General features: G+C 56.3%; 19 protein-coding genes. 10 read left to right on the forward strand and 9 right to left on the reverse strand.

Translation table 11 applies throughout. The features are described from left to right. Window positions 1-10 precede the first annotated feature (10 nt). Window positions 11-295, reverse strand: a complete 285-nt coding sequence (locus tag HMPREF1487_RS15275) for a hypothetical protein (protein WP_010797574.1) — start codon at window positions 293-295, stop codon at window positions 11-13. A 98-nt stretch (window positions 296-393) separates the two neighbouring features. On the opposite strand from HMPREF1487_RS15275, the gene HMPREF1487_RS15280 reads away from it, so the two are divergent. Then, window positions 394-603 carry a cold-shock protein gene (locus tag HMPREF1487_RS15280; protein WP_010797575.1) on the forward strand — a complete coding sequence of 70 codons (210 nt, stop codon included), beginning with the start codon at window positions 394-396 and terminating at the stop codon, window positions 601-603. Between the two features lie 57 nt (window positions 604-660). On the opposite strand, the gene HMPREF1487_RS15285 is transcribed toward HMPREF1487_RS15280, so the two are convergent. The 3 genes from HMPREF1487_RS15285 to dapE are packed head-to-tail and all read right to left on the reverse strand — an operon-like array spanning window position 661 to window position 3,004. Then, complete coding sequence (locus tag HMPREF1487_RS15285; RefSeq protein ID WP_010797576.1) at window positions 661-1,041, reverse strand: hypothetical protein; 381 nt, start codon at window positions 1,039-1,041, stop codon at window positions 661-663. 20 nt (window positions 1,042-1,061) lie between these two features. Then, window positions 1,062-1,865, reverse strand: coding sequence for a putative RNA methyltransferase (locus HMPREF1487_RS15290; RefSeq protein ID WP_177325226.1), 804 nt, complete (start codon window positions 1,863-1,865; stop codon window positions 1,062-1,064). Next, the gene (gene dapE / locus HMPREF1487_RS15295) at window positions 1,865-3,004 is read right to left on the reverse strand and encodes a succinyl-diaminopimelate desuccinylase (protein ID WP_010797578.1); all 1,140 of its coding nucleotides are present in this window, start codon (window positions 3,002-3,004) and stop codon (window positions 1,865-1,867) included. Before dapE ends, HMPREF1487_RS15290 begins: the two co-directional genes overlap by 1 nt. Before the next feature lie 135 nt (window positions 3,005-3,139). Here dapE and tcdA point away from each other — a divergent pair, with 135 nt between their 5' ends. Continuing rightward, the gene (gene tcdA, locus HMPREF1487_RS15300; RefSeq protein ID WP_010797579.1) at window positions 3,140-3,937 is read left to right on the forward strand and encodes a tRNA cyclic N6-threonylcarbamoyladenosine(37) synthase TcdA; all 798 of its coding nucleotides are present in this window, start codon (window positions 3,140-3,142) and stop codon (window positions 3,935-3,937) included. A gap of 9 nt (window positions 3,938-3,946) precedes the next feature. Here the strand turns inward: tcdA and mltF are convergent, their stop codons facing one another. After that, window positions 3,947-5,419 (reverse strand): membrane-bound lytic murein transglycosylase MltF, encoded by a 1,473-nt coding sequence (gene mltF / locus HMPREF1487_RS15305; RefSeq protein WP_037030091.1) that lies wholly within the window; start codon window positions 5,417-5,419, stop codon window positions 3,947-3,949. A gap of 334 nt (window positions 5,420-5,753) precedes the next feature. On the opposite strand from mltF, the gene purL reads away from it, so the two are divergent. Beyond that, the gene (purL, locus tag HMPREF1487_RS15310) at window positions 5,754-9,653 is read left to right on the forward strand and encodes a phosphoribosylformylglycinamidine synthase (protein WP_010797581.1); all 3,900 of its coding nucleotides are present in this window, start codon (window positions 5,754-5,756) and stop codon (window positions 9,651-9,653) included. 64 nt (window positions 9,654-9,717) lie between these two features. Next, window positions 9,718-10,029: a YqfO family protein gene (locus HMPREF1487_RS15315; protein ID WP_010797582.1), complete on the forward strand. Its 312-nt coding sequence runs from the start codon at window positions 9,718-9,720 to the stop codon at window positions 10,027-10,029. Window positions 10,030-10,079: 50 nt separating this feature from the next. Here the strand turns inward: HMPREF1487_RS15315 and HMPREF1487_RS15320 are convergent, their stop codons facing one another. Together HMPREF1487_RS15320 and HMPREF1487_RS15325 are read right to left on the reverse strand one after the other, a co-directional pair. Then, a complete protein-coding gene (locus tag HMPREF1487_RS15320; protein ID WP_037030094.1) occupies window positions 10,080-10,583 on the reverse strand; it encodes a L,D-transpeptidase family protein in 504 nt (167 codons plus the stop codon). Window positions 10,584-10,672: 89 nt separating this feature from the next. Next, window positions 10,673-11,215, reverse strand: a complete 543-nt coding sequence (locus tag HMPREF1487_RS15325; protein WP_010797584.1) for an NUDIX hydrolase — start codon at window positions 11,213-11,215, stop codon at window positions 10,673-10,675. 113 nt (window positions 11,216-11,328) lie between these two features. On the opposite strand from HMPREF1487_RS15325, the gene HMPREF1487_RS15330 reads away from it, so the two are divergent. From HMPREF1487_RS15330 to purT, 3 genes are all read left to right on the forward strand, one after another. Beyond that, entirely contained in the window at window positions 11,329-11,925 is a 597-nt protein-coding gene (locus HMPREF1487_RS15330) for a CoA pyrophosphatase (protein WP_037030096.1), read from the forward strand. 94 nt (window positions 11,926-12,019) lie between these two features. Further along, a complete protein-coding gene (locus tag HMPREF1487_RS26810) occupies window positions 12,020-12,211 on the forward strand; it encodes a DUF1289 domain-containing protein (protein ID WP_073450372.1) in 192 nt (63 codons plus the stop codon). A gap of 84 nt (window positions 12,212-12,295) precedes the next feature. Beyond that, complete coding sequence (purT, locus tag HMPREF1487_RS15335; RefSeq protein WP_010797586.1) at window positions 12,296-13,477, forward strand: formate-dependent phosphoribosylglycinamide formyltransferase; 1,182 nt, start codon at window positions 12,296-12,298, stop codon at window positions 13,475-13,477. Between the two features lie 43 nt (window positions 13,478-13,520). On the opposite strand, the gene HMPREF1487_RS15340 is transcribed toward purT, so the two are convergent. Together HMPREF1487_RS15340 and HMPREF1487_RS15345 are read right to left on the reverse strand one after the other, a co-directional pair. Beyond that, complete coding sequence (locus tag HMPREF1487_RS15340) at window positions 13,521-14,831, reverse strand: MFS transporter (protein WP_010797587.1); 1,311 nt, start codon at window positions 14,829-14,831, stop codon at window positions 13,521-13,523. Between the two features lie 235 nt (window positions 14,832-15,066). Beyond that, window positions 15,067-15,867 carry a cytochrome C assembly family protein gene (locus HMPREF1487_RS15345; RefSeq protein WP_010797588.1) on the reverse strand — a complete coding sequence of 267 codons (801 nt, stop codon included), beginning with the start codon at window positions 15,865-15,867 and terminating at the stop codon, window positions 15,067-15,069. Between the two features lie 135 nt (window positions 15,868-16,002). Between HMPREF1487_RS15345 and ffh the strand changes: the two genes are divergently transcribed. The 3 genes from ffh (at window position 16,003) to rimM (ending at window position 18,332) form a co-directional block, all read left to right on the forward strand. After that, a complete protein-coding gene (gene ffh, locus HMPREF1487_RS15350; protein WP_010797589.1) occupies window positions 16,003-17,379 on the forward strand; it encodes a signal recognition particle protein in 1,377 nt (458 codons plus the stop codon). Window positions 17,380-17,535: 156 nt separating this feature from the next. Beyond that, a complete protein-coding gene (gene rpsP / locus HMPREF1487_RS15355; RefSeq protein ID WP_010797590.1) occupies window positions 17,536-17,787 on the forward strand; it encodes a 30S ribosomal protein S16 in 252 nt (83 codons plus the stop codon). Window positions 17,788-17,792: 5 nt separating this feature from the next. Continuing rightward, window positions 17,793-18,332: a ribosome maturation factor RimM gene (gene rimM, locus HMPREF1487_RS15360; RefSeq protein WP_010797591.1), complete on the forward strand. Its 540-nt coding sequence runs from the start codon at window positions 17,793-17,795 to the stop codon at window positions 18,330-18,332.

Genomic DNA, 18,332 nt, shown 5'->3' on the forward strand with positions numbered 1-18,332 from the left:
TACCTGAAATTCAAGCCAGCAGTGTGCCGTAATGGCCCGATGGCGCAAAGCCCACGATCATTAGACTGAAACACTCGTCAGCAAAACTAAAGAGGCTCAGGCACTGCTTGATTGACGCTCTTTTTTTGACATTTCGATTACGCAATTTGTTGTTATAAAGCACGAATTTTGTGCTTTCAGCTACGATTAATACGTAATTAGCACCAAAAAAGAGCAGAAAACATTTTAGTGATAAAACCTGTTGCAATTGCCTGGAAACTTTTGCTTTATACGCCGGTACGGCGGAAACGATCATCAGTTATTTGGCCTGGAAGGCCATGAGGATGACTCGGATCGGCTGGGGAGCTGTCCTGCAAGGGCACAGATAATAATTGCGAAGCTTGGAGAGTGGTAATGGCTGAACGTGAGACCGGAACCGTCAAGTGGTTCAATGACGCCAAAGGTTATGGATTCATTCAACGTGAGAGTGGCCCGGATGTGTTTGTTCATTATCGCGCCATCCGTGGCGAGGGGCATCGCTCGCTGATTGAAGGCCAAAAGGTGGAGTTTTCTGTGATTCAGGGCCAGAAAGGTCTACAGGCCGAAGACGTCTCCAAGCTTTGAATCCTGAAAAAAAGCCCGTCAGTTCAACTGACGGGCTTTTTTATTACTGGCAAACCTTCAGGTTCGCCAGATGATTTCTTCTATGCCGGCTGAGGTGACTTTTATCCAGCGATCGGCATCCTCCTCGCCCTGTTCCTCTTCCCAGCTCCCAGGGGCGCACCGTACCTGGACATCCAGTGCGGCAGCGGCTGCCTTGGCGCAGGCCAGATCGTCCTCCCAGGGGGTTGCATCGCTTTCCAGCAGAAGGCTGTTCCATTTGCCGACGGCTTTGGGTAGCCAGGTTACTGGAATCGCAGTGCCCTGGTAGTCGACCGTACACTTATAGGTTTGCCCCTGCTGGCGCCACTCGCTGCAGGCACCCAGCGCCTGGCTCAGCCACTCGGTAATAGCAGGCTGGTCGGCATCCTTGAGGTAGATTTCAATGTCTGGCTGGCGCATGGTTAATCTCGATAGGGCTTTCAGGTCCGGGTAATCCAATCGTAGCGTACGGCAACGGTGACCTCGAAGGGTTCAGCCAGTACGCGTTCGCGACGCTCGGCATTAATACGCCAACCATGGGGTGTCATGGATAGCAGATCGGCTCGGACTTCGCGAGTTTCCAGACTAAGGCGAAAATTCAAGGTTTCACTGTCGGCCAATGTCAGCGCCGAAGGTAAGCCCTGCAGGTGCTTGGCCTCGTCGTAATCACGCACATCATCGTACAGCCGCTGGCGCAGTTCGATCAGATGATCACGCGCCGGACCAAGGCGCAGTACGCCGCCGCCGGGCGTCAGCAAGCGTACGGCTTCAGCCCAGTCAATCGGACTGAATACGCTGGTGAGGAGCTGGCAGCTTGTGTTGGGCAAGGGAATGCGGGCCATGCTGGCAACCAGCCAGTTCACCTGCGGAGCCCGGCGACTCGCCCGGCGTACCGCCTCACGGGAAATGTCCAGCGCGTAACCATCGCTCTGTGGCAATGCTTCTGCCAGACGCGTGGTATAAAAACCTTCGCCGCAACCAATATCGACCCAGCGAGCCGGGGCTTTTTCCTGGGCCAGCTTCGCCAGACGCTGCGCCAGTGGAGCATAGTGGCCAGCATCGAGAAAGCGGCGACGCGCCTCGACCATCTCGGCATTGTCGCCAGGGTCACGGCTTTTCTTATGCTGTACAGGCAGCAGGTTCAAATAGCCCTGGCGTGCACGGTCAAAACGGTGGCCTTGCTCACAGACAACACCTTGTTGTGCCTCGGTCAGCTTGGCCGAGCAGAGGGGGCAGATCAACATCATGCCAGCAGCCTTACCAGGGTCTGGTAGTACACCTCGGTCAACAAATCCAGGTCACTGGCCAATACTCGTTCATTGACCTGATGGATCGTAGCGTTAACAGGCCCCACTTCAACCACCTGTGTGCCAAGCGTGGCAATAAATCGACCATCCGAGGTCCCGCCGCTGGTAGAGGCTTCTGTTGTAAGACCGGTAACCGCCTGGATGCTCGAGGCGATAGCGTCCAGCAATTCGCCAGGCTCGGTGATGAAGGGCAGGCCCGAAAGAGACCAGTCAATGTGCCAGTCAAGGTTATGCTTGTTCAGGATAGCCTCAACGCGCGCCTTGAGTCCCTCTTCGGTCGACTCGGTCGAAAAGCGGAAGTTGAACAGGGCATTCAGCTCGCCCGGGATTACATTATTTGCGCCTGTGCCCGAGTTCAGGTTGGAGATCTGGAACGTGGTGGACGGGAAAAAGTCATTACCGGCATCCCACTGTTCAGCGGCAAGTTCTGCCAGCGCGGCTGCGGCCAGATGAATGGGGTTGCGAGCCAGATGAGGGTAGGCCACGTGGCCTTGCTTGCCACGAATCGTCAACTTGCCGTTGAGCGAACCGCGGCGACCGTTCTTGACGACGTCGCCCAGAAGCGTCGTACTGGAAGGCTCGCCTACAATGCACCAGTCCAGGCGTTCATTGCGTGCACGCAGACGCTCGACAACCGCGCGTGTCCCGTGCAGGGCAGGCCCTTCTTCATCACTGGTAATCAGAAAGGCAATGGCGCCTCGATGGTTGGGGTGATCGGCTACGAAGCGTTCGACCGCGATGATCATGCTGGCCAGGCTGCCTTTCATGTCCGCTGCGCCACGCCCCAGGAGCATGCCGTCTGCATCGACCTGAGCATCGAAGGGGCCTTGTTGCCAGGCCTCGACCGGCCCGGTCGGCACGACGTCGGTATGCCCGGCGAAGCACAACACCGGACCTTCGCCTCCCCGGCGTGCCCAAAAATTATCGACGTTTTCGATACGCATGGGCTCGAGCGCAAAACCTGCTGCTTCAAGCCGCGTCATCATAAGGGCTTGGCAACCCTCGTCGACCGGTGTGACGGAGGGGCGGCGGATGAGCTCGCAGGCAAGCTCGAGCGTCGGGGTAAGGGTCGTCATGGATGAATCCTGAAGCAGCAAGGGCACGAAAAGTTGTCCATGGTAAAGCAAAACGCCATAAGGAGCGTCGCTCTTCGGTGATCAACAATGCCGTGGCATGTCTTTATACTGTTAGCTCGCTGAGTGAGAGCCGTTATGAATATTGATCAACAACGCTTTGGTGGCATTGCCCGCTTGTATGGTAACGATGCGCTCGAGCGTCTGGCTGCCAGTCATGTCGCGGTAGTCGGTATTGGTGGCGTAGGGTCTTGGGCGGCCGAGGCCCTGGCGCGTAGTGGCGTTGGCCGTATCAGTCTGTTCGATCTGGACGATGTCTGCATCAGCAATACCAACCGACAAATCCATGCGCTGGAAGGACAGGTGGGACGGGCCAAGGTCGATGTGATGGCTGAGCGCATCCGGGCAATCAACCCGGCGTGCGCCGTCCATGCCGTGGCGGATTTCGTCACGCGGGAGACCATGGCGGATTACATCACGCCGGAGATGGATCTGGTGCTGGACTGTATCGATAGCGTCGCGTCCAAGGCTGCTCTGATCTCATGGTGCAAGCGCCGCAAGATCAACATCATCACAACCGGTGGAGCGGGTGGTCAGATCGACCCGACCCAGATTCAGGTCGTCGATTTGAACCGGACCTATAACGATCCGCTGGCGTCCCGCGTACGTTCACTGCTGCGCCGCGACTATGGGTTTTCACGTAACCCCAGCCGGCACTACAGCGTGCCGTGCGTGTTCTCGACCGAGCAGCTGCGTTATCCCAAGCCGGATGGCAGCGTGTGCCAGCAGAAAAGCTTTGTAGGGGAAGGGGTACGACTGGATTGCTCTGGCGGTTTTGGTGCGGTCATGATGGTGACCGCAACCTTTGGCATGGTGGCCGCAGCCAAGGCGGTAGATAAACTGATCGCCAAGTCTTCAAAGCCAAAGACGGTCTAGGCCCGTCGGCTACATTTCCTGCTCGGGTTCCTTTTCAGCGATACCGGGCAGGTGCATGCCGCTTTTGGCCAGCTGTGAGCCTTCCATCTGCGGCTGGGTCACCCAGGTCAGAATGTCGTAGTAGCGGCGAATATTCTGCACGAAGTGCACCGTTTCGCCGCCTCGGGCATAGCCGTAACGGGTCTTGCTATACCATTGCTTCTGACTGAGTCGTGGCAACATGCGTTTGACGTCCAGCCAGCGATTAGGATCCAACCCTTCGTCCTGCGCCATCTTTCGCGCATCTGCAATATGCGCACTGCCAATGTTGTAGGTTGCCAGGGCGAACCAGGTCCGATCCGGCTCCTTGATCGACTCGGGAAGCTCGCCGCGAATCTGATTGAAATACCGGGCGCCGCCCTCGATGCTCTGGAAGGGGTCGAGCCGGTTGGACACGCCCATGGCCTGGGCTGTGTTGTTGGTCAGCATCATGAGGCCGCGTACCCCGGTTTTTGAGGTCGCATCAGCCTGCCACATCGATTCCTGATACCCGATGGCAGCCAGAAGCCGCCAATCGACCTCCCGTTGCTGTGCAGCCTTGCGGAAGTGCTTCTCATAAACAGGCAGGCGTTGTTGCAGGTGCTGGGCAAAGGTGTAGGCGCCTACATACCCCAGAACATCCACATGACCGTAGTAGCGCTCCTTGAGGTGCTGAAGCGTATTGTCCTGCTTGGCCTTGTCGATAAAAGCGTTGATGGCTTTCATCAAGGTGCCGTCTTCGCGCTCGGCTGTTACCCAGGCGAGGCTCTGTCCATCTCCGAGATCAAAGGCGACGCGCACGTTGGGAAAGTAGACCTGATTCATGGCCAGCTCGTTGGAGTCGACCAGCGTAAGATCGATCTGGCCCTCATCGACCATCTTCAGCAGGTCAGCCACCTCAACCTGATCGGACTCTTCGTAGGTAAGATCCGGCTGCTGGGGTTTGAGCGCAGCCAATTGTTCCGCCTGGCTGCTTCCCTTGAGCACCATGATGCGCTTGCCTACCAGATCGCTTACCTGTGCAGGGCGCCGTGAACCATTGCGATAGATGACCTGCGGAACAACATCAAGATAGGGATGTGAGAAGTGGAACTTCTCCTGCCGTGCCGGGCTGGGCGTCAGGCCTGCCGCTGCCAGGACTGGTCCTTCAGCACTGTCGAGACGGTTGAAAAGATCATCCAGGTTATCTGCAGTTTCGATCTGCAGTTTGAGCCCCATACTGTCGGCGAAGCTTTTCACCAGCTCGTATTCGAAGCCGGTATCACCGTTACGGTCCTGGAAATAGGTCGCCGGGCTGTTGCGGGTAATAACGCGTAGAACACCCTCCTTCTGTATCCGTTCCAGGGTAGTGGGTTGTTTGGGAGGAGCTTCGTCAGGCTCTTCGCACCCCTGGAGCAACAGAAAGATCGCAGTCGCCATGATGCAGGCGATTCGTTTCAGGCAAAGCGCATGGTGTGCAAACATCCACTCAGTATACGCAAAGCTATCCAAGTGCCATACCAGGGGAACGCCACAGAATTTTCTATTGCCTGGATTCCACTCGTAACCAATTTTTGCTAAGCAAGGCCAAAATATCCGAGTGAAATGGGATCAGTCGCGATGATTCCAGGGTTTCCAAGAGGCACCTTCAAGCCATCGAGAGGTCGTCATTTCTGGAGCGAAGCGCTTCTCAGGACGGCTGGATGAGTCGGTTTGACGCAGCATTAGCGAAACCTTTGTCGCCTAAAGGTGTCTCGCCGGGTCCTTTGCGGTAGAATACCGGCCCCTGAAATTCCTCTAGCCCCGAGGCTGTCCTACGATGCTGATCTTGCGCGGCGCTCCCGCTCTTTCTTCGTTTCGTCACGGCAAACTGCTCGACCAACTGACCCGTAAAGTGCCGGGTGTTTCCGGACTTTATGCCGAGTTCGCTCATTTTGCCGAGGTGGTCGGCACGCTTACCGCTGAAGAGGAGCACGTGCTTGAGCGCTTGCTCAAATACGGACCCAGTGTTCCGGTACAAGAGCCTGTAGGCCGGCTGTTCCTGGTAGTCCCGCGCTTTGGCACGATTTCGCCGTGGTCCAGCAAGGCCACTGACATCGCCCATAATTGCGGTCTGGCCAAGGTCGAGCGCATCGAACGGGGCGTCGCCTATTATATTGCCGGCGATCTGTCCGATGCCGATGTTCAGGCTGTGGCTGCCACCCTGCATGATCGTATGACCCAGCTCGTACTGGGAGGTCTGGATGAGGCTGAAGCCCTGTTCAGTCATGCGACGCCCAAGCCGCTGATGGTCATCGATATCCTGAATGGCGGCCGTGCCGCGCTGGAAAAGGCCAACAGCGAACTAGGTCTTGCCCTGGCGGATGACGAGATCGATTACCTGGTCAAGAGTTTCCAGGGACTGGGTCGCAACCCCCATGACATCGAGCTTATGATGTTTGCTCAGGCAAACTCCGAGCACTGCCGTCACAAGATCTTTAATGCCAGCTGGGATATCGATGGCGAAGGCCAGGAAAAATCCCTGTTCGGTATGATCAAGAACACCTATGAAATGCACCGTGAAGGCGTCTTGTCTGCCTACAAGGATAACGCTGCGGTGATCGAGGGATTTACTGCCGGTCGTTTCTATCCTGACCCGCAGACTCATCAATACAGCGCCAATCAGGAGCCGATTCATATCCTGATGAAGGTGGAAACCCATAACCACCCGACAGCAATTGCACCATTCCCTGGCGCCTCTACGGGTTCGGGTGGCGAAATCCGAGACGAGGGGGCAACCGGTCGTGGTGCAAAACCCAAGGCAGGTCTGACCGGTTTCACGGTTTCCAACCTGAATATCCCAGGTTTCGAGCAACCTTGGGAAAAGCCATACGGCAAGCCCGAACGCATCGTGACACCACTCGATATCATGATCGAAGGGCCATTGGGCGGCGCGGCATTCAACAACGAATTTGGCCGCCCGGCACTGGCAGGTTACTTCCGTACCTTCGAGCAGGCGATTGAAACCCCACGTGGCGAAGAGGTCCGGGGCTATCACAAGCCGATCATGCTGGCCGGCGGTATGGGTAACATCCGTGCCGACCATGTCCAGAAAGGTGATATCTCCGTAGGTGGCAAGCTGATTGTCTTGGGTGGCCCGGCCATGTTGATCGGCCTGGGTGGAGGCGCTGCCTCGTCGATGTCCACTGGCTCCAGCTCGGCAGACCTGGACTTCGCTTCCGTGCAGCGTGAAAACCCCGAGATGGAGCGCCGCTGCCAGGAGGTGATCGACCGCTGCTGGCAGATGGGTGACAAGAACCCTATTACCTTCATCCATGACGTAGGCGCAGGCGGTCTATCCAATGCCTTCCCTGAGCTTGTCAACGATGCCGGTCGTGGCGGTCGCTTTGAGCTGCGCAACGTACCTAACGACGAGCCCGGCATGAGCCCGCTCGAGATATGGTGCAACGAGTCCCAGGAACGCTATGTGCTGTCCGTGGACGCCGAGAACTTTGAAACTTTCAAGGCCATTTGTGAGCGTGAACGCTGCCCGTTCGCGGTAGTTGGCGAGGCTACTGAAGAGCGTCGTCTCACGGTAGCGGACAGCCATTTTGAAAATAATGCGGTCGACATGCCGCTAGATGTTCTTCTGGGCAAGCCTCCACGTATGCATCGCTCCGCTACTCGCGAGGAAGCGCTGGGTGATGACTTTGACGGTGCCGGCCTGGAGCTCAAGGAGGCGGTAGAGCGCGTTCTTCGGCATCCAGCCGTTGCCAGCAAGAGCTTTCTGATCACCATCGGTGACCGGACCATCACCGGCCTGGTCGCGCGTGATCAAATGGTTGGTCCCTGGCAGGTTCCAGTGGCTGACTGCGCGGTTACAGCGACCAGCTACACCGCCTATACCGGCGAGGCAATGGCCATGGGCGAGCGTACGCCCTTGGCATTGCTGGATGCGGCAGCGTCTGGCCGCATGGCGGTAGGTGAAACACTGACCAACCTGGCGTCGGCGCGTATCGAGAAAATCAGCGATATCAAGCTTTCCGCCAACTGGATGGCAGCTGCCGGACATCCGGGTGAGGATGCTCGCCTGTACGATACGGTAAAGGCAGTGGGCATGGAGCTGTGCCCGGCTTTGGGTATCACCATCCCCGTGGGCAAAGATTCCATGTCCATGAAAACCCGCTGGGAAGAAAACGGTCAAGACAAGAGCGTGACGTCGCCTCTGTCGCTGATCGTGACGGGCTTTGCTCCTGTGCAGGATATTCGTCAGACCCTGACGCCTGAGCTGCGCATGGATAAAGGCGAAACGGACCTGATCCTGATCGATCTTGGCCGAGGCCAGAACCGCCTGGGTGGTTCAATTCTGGCGCAGGTTCACAACAAGATCGGCCACAAGGCACCTGATGTGGATGATGCAGAGGATCTCAAGGCCTTCTTTGCCGTCATCCAGGGGCTCAATAAGGACGGGCTCATCCTGTCCTATCATGACCGTTCCGATGGTGGTCTGATCACGACGCTCGTGGAGATGGCATTTGCCGGTCACTGTGGCCTGTCTCTGAAACTGGATGCCTTGGCCGCTACCCGTGATGAACTGACCCGCGCCTTGTTTGCCGAGGAACTGGGTGCTGTGATCCAGGTGCCTCAGGATTTCACATCCGAAGTGCTGGCGCAGTTCACTGCTGCAGGTCTTGAGGATTGCGTGGCGGTCATTGGCCAGCCGGTAAACGGTTACGAGGTCAATATCACCTATAACGAGCAGAACGTCTTCAAGGCCGAGCGCCGCTCGTTGCAGCGTATCTGGAGCGAAACCAGCTATCAGATCCAGCGACTGCGTGACAACGCTGACTGTGCTCAGCAGGAATACGACGCATTGCTCGAAGAGAACAATCCGGGCCTGTCTGCCAAGCTGAGCTTTGATCCGAACGAAAACATCGTTGCACCTTATATCAAGACAGGTGTACGGCCTCAGGTCGCGGTTCTGCGTGAGCAGGGCGTTAACGGTCAGGTCGAAATGGCTGCAGCGTTTGACCGTGCCGGCTTTGCCTCGGTAGACGTGCACATGAGCGATATTCTTGCTGGTCGTGTCGATTTGAATGACTTCAAGGGTGTCGTTGCGTGCGGCGGTTTCTCCTACGGTGACGTCTTGGGTGCCGGTGAGGGATGGGCCAAGTCGATTCTGTTCAACGCCCGTGCACGTGATGCGTTCCAGCAATTCTTCGAGCGTACGGATAGCTTTACGCTAGGCGTCTGCAACGGCTGCCAGATGGTCTCGAACCTGCGCGAGCTTGTTCCAGGCAGTGAATTCTGGCCACGCTTCGTGCGTAACCGCTCAGAGCAGTTCGAAGCGCGTATTGCGATGCTACAGGTACAGGAATCGCCATCCCTGTTCTTTGCGGGCATGGCAGGCTCGCGCATGCCGATTGCCATTGCGCACGGTGAAGGCCATGCCGAGTTCAGGGACGCCGCGGCCCTGCAGGCAGCAGATGCCTCTGGCACCGTCTCGTTGCGCTTCGTTGACAACCATGGGCGTGTCACCGAGACGTATCCGGCCAACCCCAACGGCTCGCTGCTGGGTATTACTGGCCTGACCAGCCGTGATGGTCGCGTCACCATCATGATGCCGCACCCTGAACGCGTTTTCCGCGCAGTTCAAAATTCCTGGATTCCACGTGATTGGCAGGGCGAGGACGGCGGCTGGATGCGCATGTTCCGTAATGCGCGTGTCTGGGTAGACTGATAAGTCCGAGAAGGCCGGTCATACTGTTTCAGGTATGACCGGCCTTTTTGCATCTGGAGGATTTATGTACAAGCTATGCTTCTATGTGCCAGGTAGCCATGTGGAGTCCGTCAAGGACGCGGTATTTGCTGCAGGAGGTGGTCGCATCGGTAATTACGAGGCGTGCTGCTGGCAGGTCTTGGGGGAGGGGCAGTTTCGCCCATGTGCTGGAAGCAACCCTTTTCTAGGGAAGATTGGCGAGCTGGAGCGCGTGGCAGAATGGAAAGTAGAGCTGGTCGTGACCGATGACTATGTAAAGCAGGCTGTCGAGGCGTTACGCAAAGCCCATCCCTATGAGACGCCAGCCTATGAGGTGTGGCAGCTGGCGTCATTCTAGGTCAAGGCCGAACGTTGTGACTCCTGTGCTTCAAGGTGTGTACCGGAGCTTCAGGGGCGTATCTCGATCAACGTACCGTCCTTGACCAGCGTCCAGATTTCACGCATATCCGCATTGGTTAGTGCAATGCATCCATTCGTCCAGTTCAGCGAAGAGAAATACCACTCCGGGTATTCTTCATCGATAGGGGTGCCGTGAATCATGATCATGCTGCCCGGTGGCACGCCTGCTGCTTTTGCGCGTGCCAGGTCCTGTGCATTGGGGTATGAGATGTGCATCGACAGATTGAACTTGTCGCTCGTCTTTCGCCAGTCTATCCAGTAGAAGCCTTCTGGCGTGCGCTGATCCCCTTCGCGAAACTTGGGCCCCTTGGGGAATTTGCCCAGTGATACCCGGTAGGACTTGATGGTTTCGCCCTTGCTGAGCAGCTCAAGCTTGTTCATCGACTTTATGACCAGCACCTTGTCGATTGTCCGGCCATCAAGTGTTGTTGTCGTGCTGGCAAGGCAGAGGGTAGAGAAAAACAGGCAACAGAAAGCAGTAAGCCAATACATCCGGCGCATTTGAAAAATAATCCCTAGCTAAGCGACTGCAGAAAGCAGCCAAGGCGTGCTGCTGTTCACTCTGTATATATCAGCTGGAGCTAGCGTTCCAGCATGGGTGCGATGCCTTCATGATGCACTGAATAGTGACCGGTTCGGCGATCAGCAAAAAAGCATTCTAGGGTACGCGCAATGGTCGGAAAAGCGAGTGACGACCAAGGGATATCTGCTTCGTCAAACAGGGCTGTTTCCAGGCTTTCTTCACCGATGCCAAACGACCCGCCGACAAGCTCGCCGCGGAACAGCATATAGACCTGATTGATATGGGGCAGGTCGAATAAGGTATAGAGCTTGAGGTTGCCGACGTTAGCGCAGGCTTCCTCCCAGGTCTCACGGGCGGCGGCCTGTTCGATCGTTTCTCCGTTTTCCATGAAGCCGGCCGGGAGTGTCCAGTAGCCGCGGCGAGGCTCAATGGCGCGGCGACATAAAAGTACTTTATCTCCCCAGACGGGCAGGCATCCCGCCACAATGCGAGGGTTCTGGTAGTGCACCGTGTGGCACTGTGTGCAGATGTAGCGAGGGCGCGTATCCCCCTCGGGAATGCGCTGAACCAGCGTGCCGCCGCAATAGTTACAGAATTTCATGATGCCTCCTCGTCATCCTGCCATCTTGCGAGGAGCTGAGGCTGCAAGCAAGGGGTTGGGCAAGCTGGATATTCCATGCCATGATGCCTCAAGAGTAAGCGTGTGGAGAAAGCATCGTGGATGAGTTGCTCCATCGATTGCGGCATTATCGACCGCGTCACCTGGAGACTGATCGTACACACCCCGAAGCCGCCGTATTGTTGCCTATTATTCGAGGTGATGATCCTGAGCTGGTTCTGACGCTGCGCGCCAGCAATCTGTCGACGCATGGGGGAGAGGTCGCATTACCAGGTGGGCGACGTGATCCGGAAGATCCGGACCTTATTCATACAGCGCTGCGTGAGGCGTATGAGGAGATTGGTCTGCCGCCGGGGCTGGTTGAAGTGGTCGGGCCGTTGAGCCCCTTGATTTCTTATTACGGGATCAAGGTAACGCCTTATGTCGGCATTATTCCCGATTACGTGGAGTACACGCCCAACGACGCTGAAATCGCAGCCGTATTTACGGTTCCGCTCAGCTTTCTGTGCGAAGTGCCTCCAGAGGTCACGCCGAGGATCGATGAGCAGGGGCGACGTTCCTATATCCCAATTTATCAGTACGGTGAGTATCGGATCTGGGGCCTGACGGCTGCCATTATCGTGGAGCTGGTCAACCTGCTTTATGATGCCGGCATTTCGCTTCATGAGCCGCCTCATTCAGTTGAGAAATGATGCCTTTTGATGCACTTCTGCCATCAGGCCAAGTAGAATTCATGCCAACGATACGTTATCAGGCCGCTGCCTGTACGAGATGACAGCCTTGGACATGAATGAAAACGAAAAGCCTGTTCGCTCTCCCTGCGTGCAAGTCTGTGTGCTGGATGAGGCCGATATGTGCACAGGATGCCAGCGCACCGCTCAGGAAATATCTCAATGGGGACGTATGACCAACACCGAGCGGCGTAGGGTCTTGCAGCTGTGTGAGGAACGTGCCTGCGCCGCTGGCCACTATTTCTAAGGGCACCTCAGATAGCGATCGAGTGCGTTGTCGCTATGGGGCAGCCCGGTTAAATCCATGACTGTATACACCAGAGGATGCTGCATGACCCAGATAGGAACTCCATTGTCACCTACCGCCACTCGCGTTCTGTTATGTGGCTCTGGTGAGCTTGGTAAAGAAGTTGTCATCGAGCTACAGCGTTTGGGTGTGGAGGTCATTGCCGTCGATCGTTATGCCAATGCACCGGCCATGCAGGTAGCCCATCGTAGTCATGTCATCAATATGCTGGATGGCGCCGCGCTTCGCGCGATCATCGAGCAGGAAAAACCTCATTACATCGTGCCCGAGATCGAGGCAATTGCCACGGCAACCCTCGTTGAGCTGGAGGGTGAAGGGTATACCGTCGTGCCTACTGCACGCGCTGCGCAGCTGACCATGAACCGCGAAGGTATTCGCCGTCTGGCTGCGGAGGAGTTGGGTTTGCCCACTTCACCGTATCACTTCGCGGACACCTTTGAAGAGTATGCCGCTGCCGTCGAATCTGTAGGCATGCCCTGTGTCGTGAAGCCGATCATGAGCTCCTCCGGCAAGGGGCAGAGCGTTATCAAGTGCAGCGAAGACATTCAGGCCGCCTGGGATTATGCTCAGGAGGGCGGACGAGCGGGTAAGGGACGCGTCATTGTTGAAGGCTTTATCGACTTTGACTATGAAATCACCTTGCTGACAGTCCGTCATGTCAATGGAACATCGTTCTGCGAACCTATTGGTCATCGTCAGGTAAAAGGTGATTACCATGAGTCCTGGCAGCCGCAAGCGATGAGTCCCAAGGCACTTGCTGAGTCCGAGCGTGTCGCCAGGGCGGTTACCGAGGCGCTGGGCGGGCGTGGTCTGTTTGGTGTTGAGCTGTTTGTCAAAGGCGATCAGGTGTGGTTCAGTGAAGTCTCTCCACGTCCCCATGATACAGGCCTGGTAACGCTGATCTCTCAGGATCTCTCTGAGTTTGCCCTTCATGCCCGTGCCATTCTGGGATTACCGATACCGGTCATTCGCCAGTTTGGTCCATCAGCCTCTGCCGTACTGCTGGTTGAAGGACAATCTACCCAGACAAGTTTCGGCAATCTGGGTGCAGCGCTAAGTGATCCGGATACGGCCCTGCGCCTGTTTGGCAAGCCTGAAGTGGCAGGGCAGCGCCGAATGGGCGTGGCACTGGCTCGAGATGAGTCGGTGGAAGCGGCCCGTGAAAAGGCGACCAAGGCGTCGCAAGCCATCAGCGTAACGCTTTAATCCTTCGGGACGACAGCCCTGCCTGCACAGGGCTGTCGCTTGATTACAATTCCCGATCTCGTGTTTCCTTAAGGCACAGTACGGCAATCAAGCTGATCAGCGCCGCTGCGGAAACATAACCTCCTACCCAGCTCAAGCCTCCGGTATCGGCTAGCTTCTGCGCAATATAAGGCGCTACCGAGGCACCCAGGATGCCGCCGAGGTTATACGCGGCCGAGGCGCCGGTATACCTGACGTGGGTGGGGAAAATCTCCGGTAACAGCGCGCCCATCGGTGCGAACGTCATACCCATGAGAAACAGCTCCAGCGCCAGGAAAAGCGCAATGCTACCTGTTGAGCCATGGGTAAGCAGCGGCTCCATGGCAAAGCCTGACAGCAGGGCGGCGGCTGCACTGATTGCCAGAACTGGTTTGCGGCCATAACGGTCGGCAAGCCAGGCCGACAGAGGTGTAGCCAGAGTCATGAACAGAACGGCAAAGCACAGGAGCCCTAGAAAGCCCTCTCGGCTGAACCCTAGTGTTTTAACGCCATAGCTCAGCGAAAACACCGTTGAGATATAGAACAGCGCATAGCACACCACCATGGATAAGGCGCCCAGCAGCATGGGATGCCAGTGCTTGGTAATTGCTTCGGTTAATGGAAGACGTAGCTTTTCGTGTCGCTCCATGGCTTTGGCAAACACTGGTGTTTCACTTAGTTTGAGGCGGACATAAAGGCCAACCATTACCAAGGCGGCGCTCAGGATGAAAGGAATCCGCCAGCCCCAGGCCTTAAATTGCTCGTCCGATAGCAGCACGGCCAGCGCGAGAAACAAGCCGTTAGCCGCAAGAAAGCCGATAGACGGGCCCAGCTGAGGAAACATGCCAAACCAGGCTCGCTTGTTCTTCGGCGCATTTTCCGTTGCCAGCAGCGCGGCGCCACCCCATTCTCCGCCCAGCCCAAGCCCTTGGGCGAATCTGAGAACGCACAACAGCACGGGGGCCCAGCCACCTATGCTGGCATAGCCAGGGAGCAGGCCGATCAGCGTGGTCGAAACACCCATCAAGAGGAGCGAAGCCACTAGAGTGGATTTTCGACCAATCCGATCGCCGAAATGGCCAAACAGTGCAGAGCCGAGAGGACGGGCCAGGAAAGCGATGCCAAAGGTGATGAATGCGCTGAGTGTTTGCGCAATCGCAGATGTTTGTGGAAAGAACACCGGGCCGATGACCAGCGCAGCGGCGGTAGCGTAGACATAAAAATCGTAAAACTCGATAGCCGTGCCGATAAAGCTTGCCGTTGCGATACGGGCTGTAGAGTTTGCAGGCGCGGCAGGCGAAACAGGTTCCGCCTCGTAGGTTGCAGTAGCAGTCATTGGATGTCCCAGGCGCTGTCGTTTTTTATGGCCTGACTCGTACGCTTGCCCGGGTAAGGCGCAGGTGCGTAATCATCCGGTGCGGATGTGAATCGTTAGCCTGTTATGACGCGGCTCTATCGGCGAGGGGGTAACCGCAGAGAGAGACGTTTAGCTGGGTAAGCCTTTGGATTATGGACAAGCCTTGCCGGAAACGGCAAGGCTTGCGAAGGGCAAAGGGCCTATGAGGCGATCTTCAGATGTGCAGGATGAATTCACGTACCAGCTTGCTGCCGAAATACGCGAGCATCAATAGGCAGAAGCCGGCCAGTGTCCAGCGGATGGCCTTGTGTCCACGCCAGCCCATGCGATGACGCCCCCACAGCAGGACGCCAAACAGGACCCACGCCACACAGGACAGAACCGTCTTGTGCACCAGGTGCTGGGCAAGCATGTCTTCGAGAAACAGCCAGCCGGAAATCAGGGACAAGGACAATACAGCCCAACCCGCCCACAGAAAACCAAACAGCAGGCTTTCCATGGTTTGCAGAGGGGGGAAGCTCCGGATCAGCCCCGATGGGTGCTTGTTCTTGAGCTGCCTGTCCTGAATCAATAGCAGCAACGATTGAAAAACAGCCAGTGTTAACAGACCGTAGGCAACAATCGAGAGCAGGACATGGGTTAATATGCCCGGCGTAATATCGATCGGTTGAACAGTGCCCGACGGTAACACGTCAGCCAGGAGCGTCGTGATGGCTCCTAGAGGATAAATCAGTACCAGTAATGTCTGTAGCGGCATGCGGATGCAGCCGAGCAGAATCAAAAGTATGGCTACCGCCGCGATCAGGCTGGACGCATCAAAAAAGTCCAGCGAAAGGCTGCTGGGTAGAATCAGCTGAATGAACAAGGCCGCGCCATGGGCGAGCAACGCTACTACGCCCAACGAGACCAAAAGGGTATTGTTGGGACGCTTGCGCGTGGTCAGACACACACTTTGATAGGCCGTGGCGACACTATAGAGAAGGGCAGCCGTCAGGCTGGGCAACAGGGATGACATAAATCCTTGAATCACTGAGCCGAAAGCAGATGAGTTTGGCACAGATGCCAGTGTTCAAGGAAGACTGTAGACGATGCCAGCCGACGTCCTCTTCGTTATACTTCACAACCTGCCGCCAGTTTTGGACGCATTTGCATGTTTGAAAACCTGACAGATAGACTCTCACAGAGCCTTCGCCATATCACTGGCAAGGCAAAATTGACCGAAGACAACATCAAGGACACGCTGCGTGAAGTGCGCATGGCGCTCCTTGAGGCGGACGTGGCGTTGCCGGTCGTCAAGGATTTCGTCAATAAGGTCAGGGACCGTGCCGTAGGCACTGAAGTCTCCAAGAGCCTCACTCCTGGCCAGGCCTTCGTGAAAATCGTTCGAGCCGAGCTCGAAGAGCTGATGGGGGCTGCAAACGAAGATCTGGCTCTCAATGTCTCTCCACCGGCCGTTATTCTCATGGCCGGTCTGCAGGGTGCAGGTAAGACCACTACAGCAGGCAAGCTGGCGCGCTTCCTGAAAGAGCGCAAGAAGAAAAGCGTTCTTGTTGTCTCTGCTGACGTCTATCGTCCTGCCGCGATCAAGCAGCTGGAAACCTTGGCTCATGAGGTCGGCGTTACGTTCTATCCCTCCGATATCAGCCAAAAGCCTGTTGCGATCGCCGAAGCCGCTGTGCGTGAAGCCAAGCTCAAGTTCATTGATGTCGTAATCGTGGATACCGCTGGTCGTTTGCATGTCGATGCAGAAATGATGGCTGAAATTCAGCAGGTTCATGCCGCGATCAAGCCTGCCGAAACGCTGTTTGTTGTGGATGCCATGACGGGTCAGGACGCGGCTAATACCGCCAAGGCCTTCAATGACGCGCTTCCCTTGACAGGCGTCGTGCTGACCAAGGTCGACGGTGACGCCCGTGGCGGTGCGGCATTGTCCGTGCGAGCCATTACAGGCAAGCCGATTAAATTCCTGGGTATGGGAGAAAAGAGCGAGGCGCTGGATCCTTTCCATCCTGATCGTATTGCTTCCCGTATTCTGGGTATGGGCGATGTGCTCAGCCTTATCGAGCAGGCCGAGCAGAACCTGGATAAAGAAAAAGCCGAAAAGCTGGCCAAGAAGCTCAAGAAGGGCAAAGGGTTCGATCTGGAAGACTTCCGTGACCAGCTTCGCCAGATGAAAAGTATGGGCGGCCTTGGCTCGCTTATGGACAAGCTTCCTACCATGATGGGTGGTGTCAATTTGTCCCAGATGGGAAATGCTCAGGGAGCAGCCGAAAAACAGTTCAAGCAGATGGAGGCTATTATCGACTCCATGACGCCTGCTGAGCGCCGTGATCCAGAGACGATCAGCGGCTCGCGCAAGCGTCGAATCGCCATGGGTTCTGGAACCCAGGTACAGGATGTAGGCCGCCTCATCAAGCAGCATAAGCAGATGCAGAAAATGATGAAAAAGGTGACCTCAAAAGGCGGCTTGTCAAAGCTTATGCGTGGCATGGGCGGCATGTTCCCAGGAGGAATGCCCAAGCTGTAAATCCCCAGGTTGCTGCCGTTGGGCGATCAGCCCTGCATAAGATAGGGAAAAAGAGTTTGCAATCGCTCGGATTATCCTTAGAATATGCGGCCTTTCGGGCCTGAGGCCCAGCGTGCGTAACATTTGTAAAGCACCGACTACAGGAACAAAGTTCACATGTTAACCATCCGTCTTGCCCGTGGTGGCTCCAAGAAGCGCCCCTTCTATCACCTGACCGTGACCAACAGCCGTAACGCCCGTGATGGTCGTTTCGTTGAGCGCATCGGCTTCTTCAATCCGGTTGCTTCCGGTAATGAAATCCGTTTGTCTGTTGACTCCGAGCGCGCTAGCTACTGGCTGAGCCACGGTGCACAGCCGTCTGAGCGCGTTGCTCAGCTGCTCAAGGACTCTGCTAAGGCAACTGCCTGAACTTTATGAGTCAGACGCCTGCGCCTGAAGAGGACCTGGTTGTCCTCGGTAAGATTGTCTCGGTGTATGGCGTGCGTGGCGAAGTGAAGGTCTATTCCTTCACCGACCCCTTGGACAATCTGCTGGAGTATCGTCATTGGACCCTACGTCGTGATGGCGAAATCCGCAAGGTAAGTTTGGTAAAGGGCAGCCTTCACGGCAAAGTCCTGACGGCCAAGCTTAAAGGTCTGGATGATCGCGAAGAGGCACGAGCCCTTTCAGGGTTCGAAATTTGTGTGCCTCGCCATGAGCTTCCAGGCCTGAACGAAGGTGATTACTACTGGTACCAGCTCGAAGGGCTGAAAGTGATCAACCAAGAAGGGCAGATGCTCGGCGTGGTGGATCATTTGCTTGAGACTGGTTCCAACGATGTCATGGTGGTAAAGCCATGTGTCGGCAGTCTGGACGATCGCGAACGCCTGTTGCCCTATGTTTTGGAGCAATTCGTCAAATCGATTGATCTAGTGGCAGGTGAGATGCGGGTTGACTGGGACGCGGATTTTTAA

This window comes from Pseudomonas sp. HPB0071, from assembly GCF_000478505.2.
Taxonomy (GTDB): Bacteria; Pseudomonadota; Gammaproteobacteria; order Pseudomonadales; family Pseudomonadaceae; genus Chryseomonas; species Chryseomonas luteola.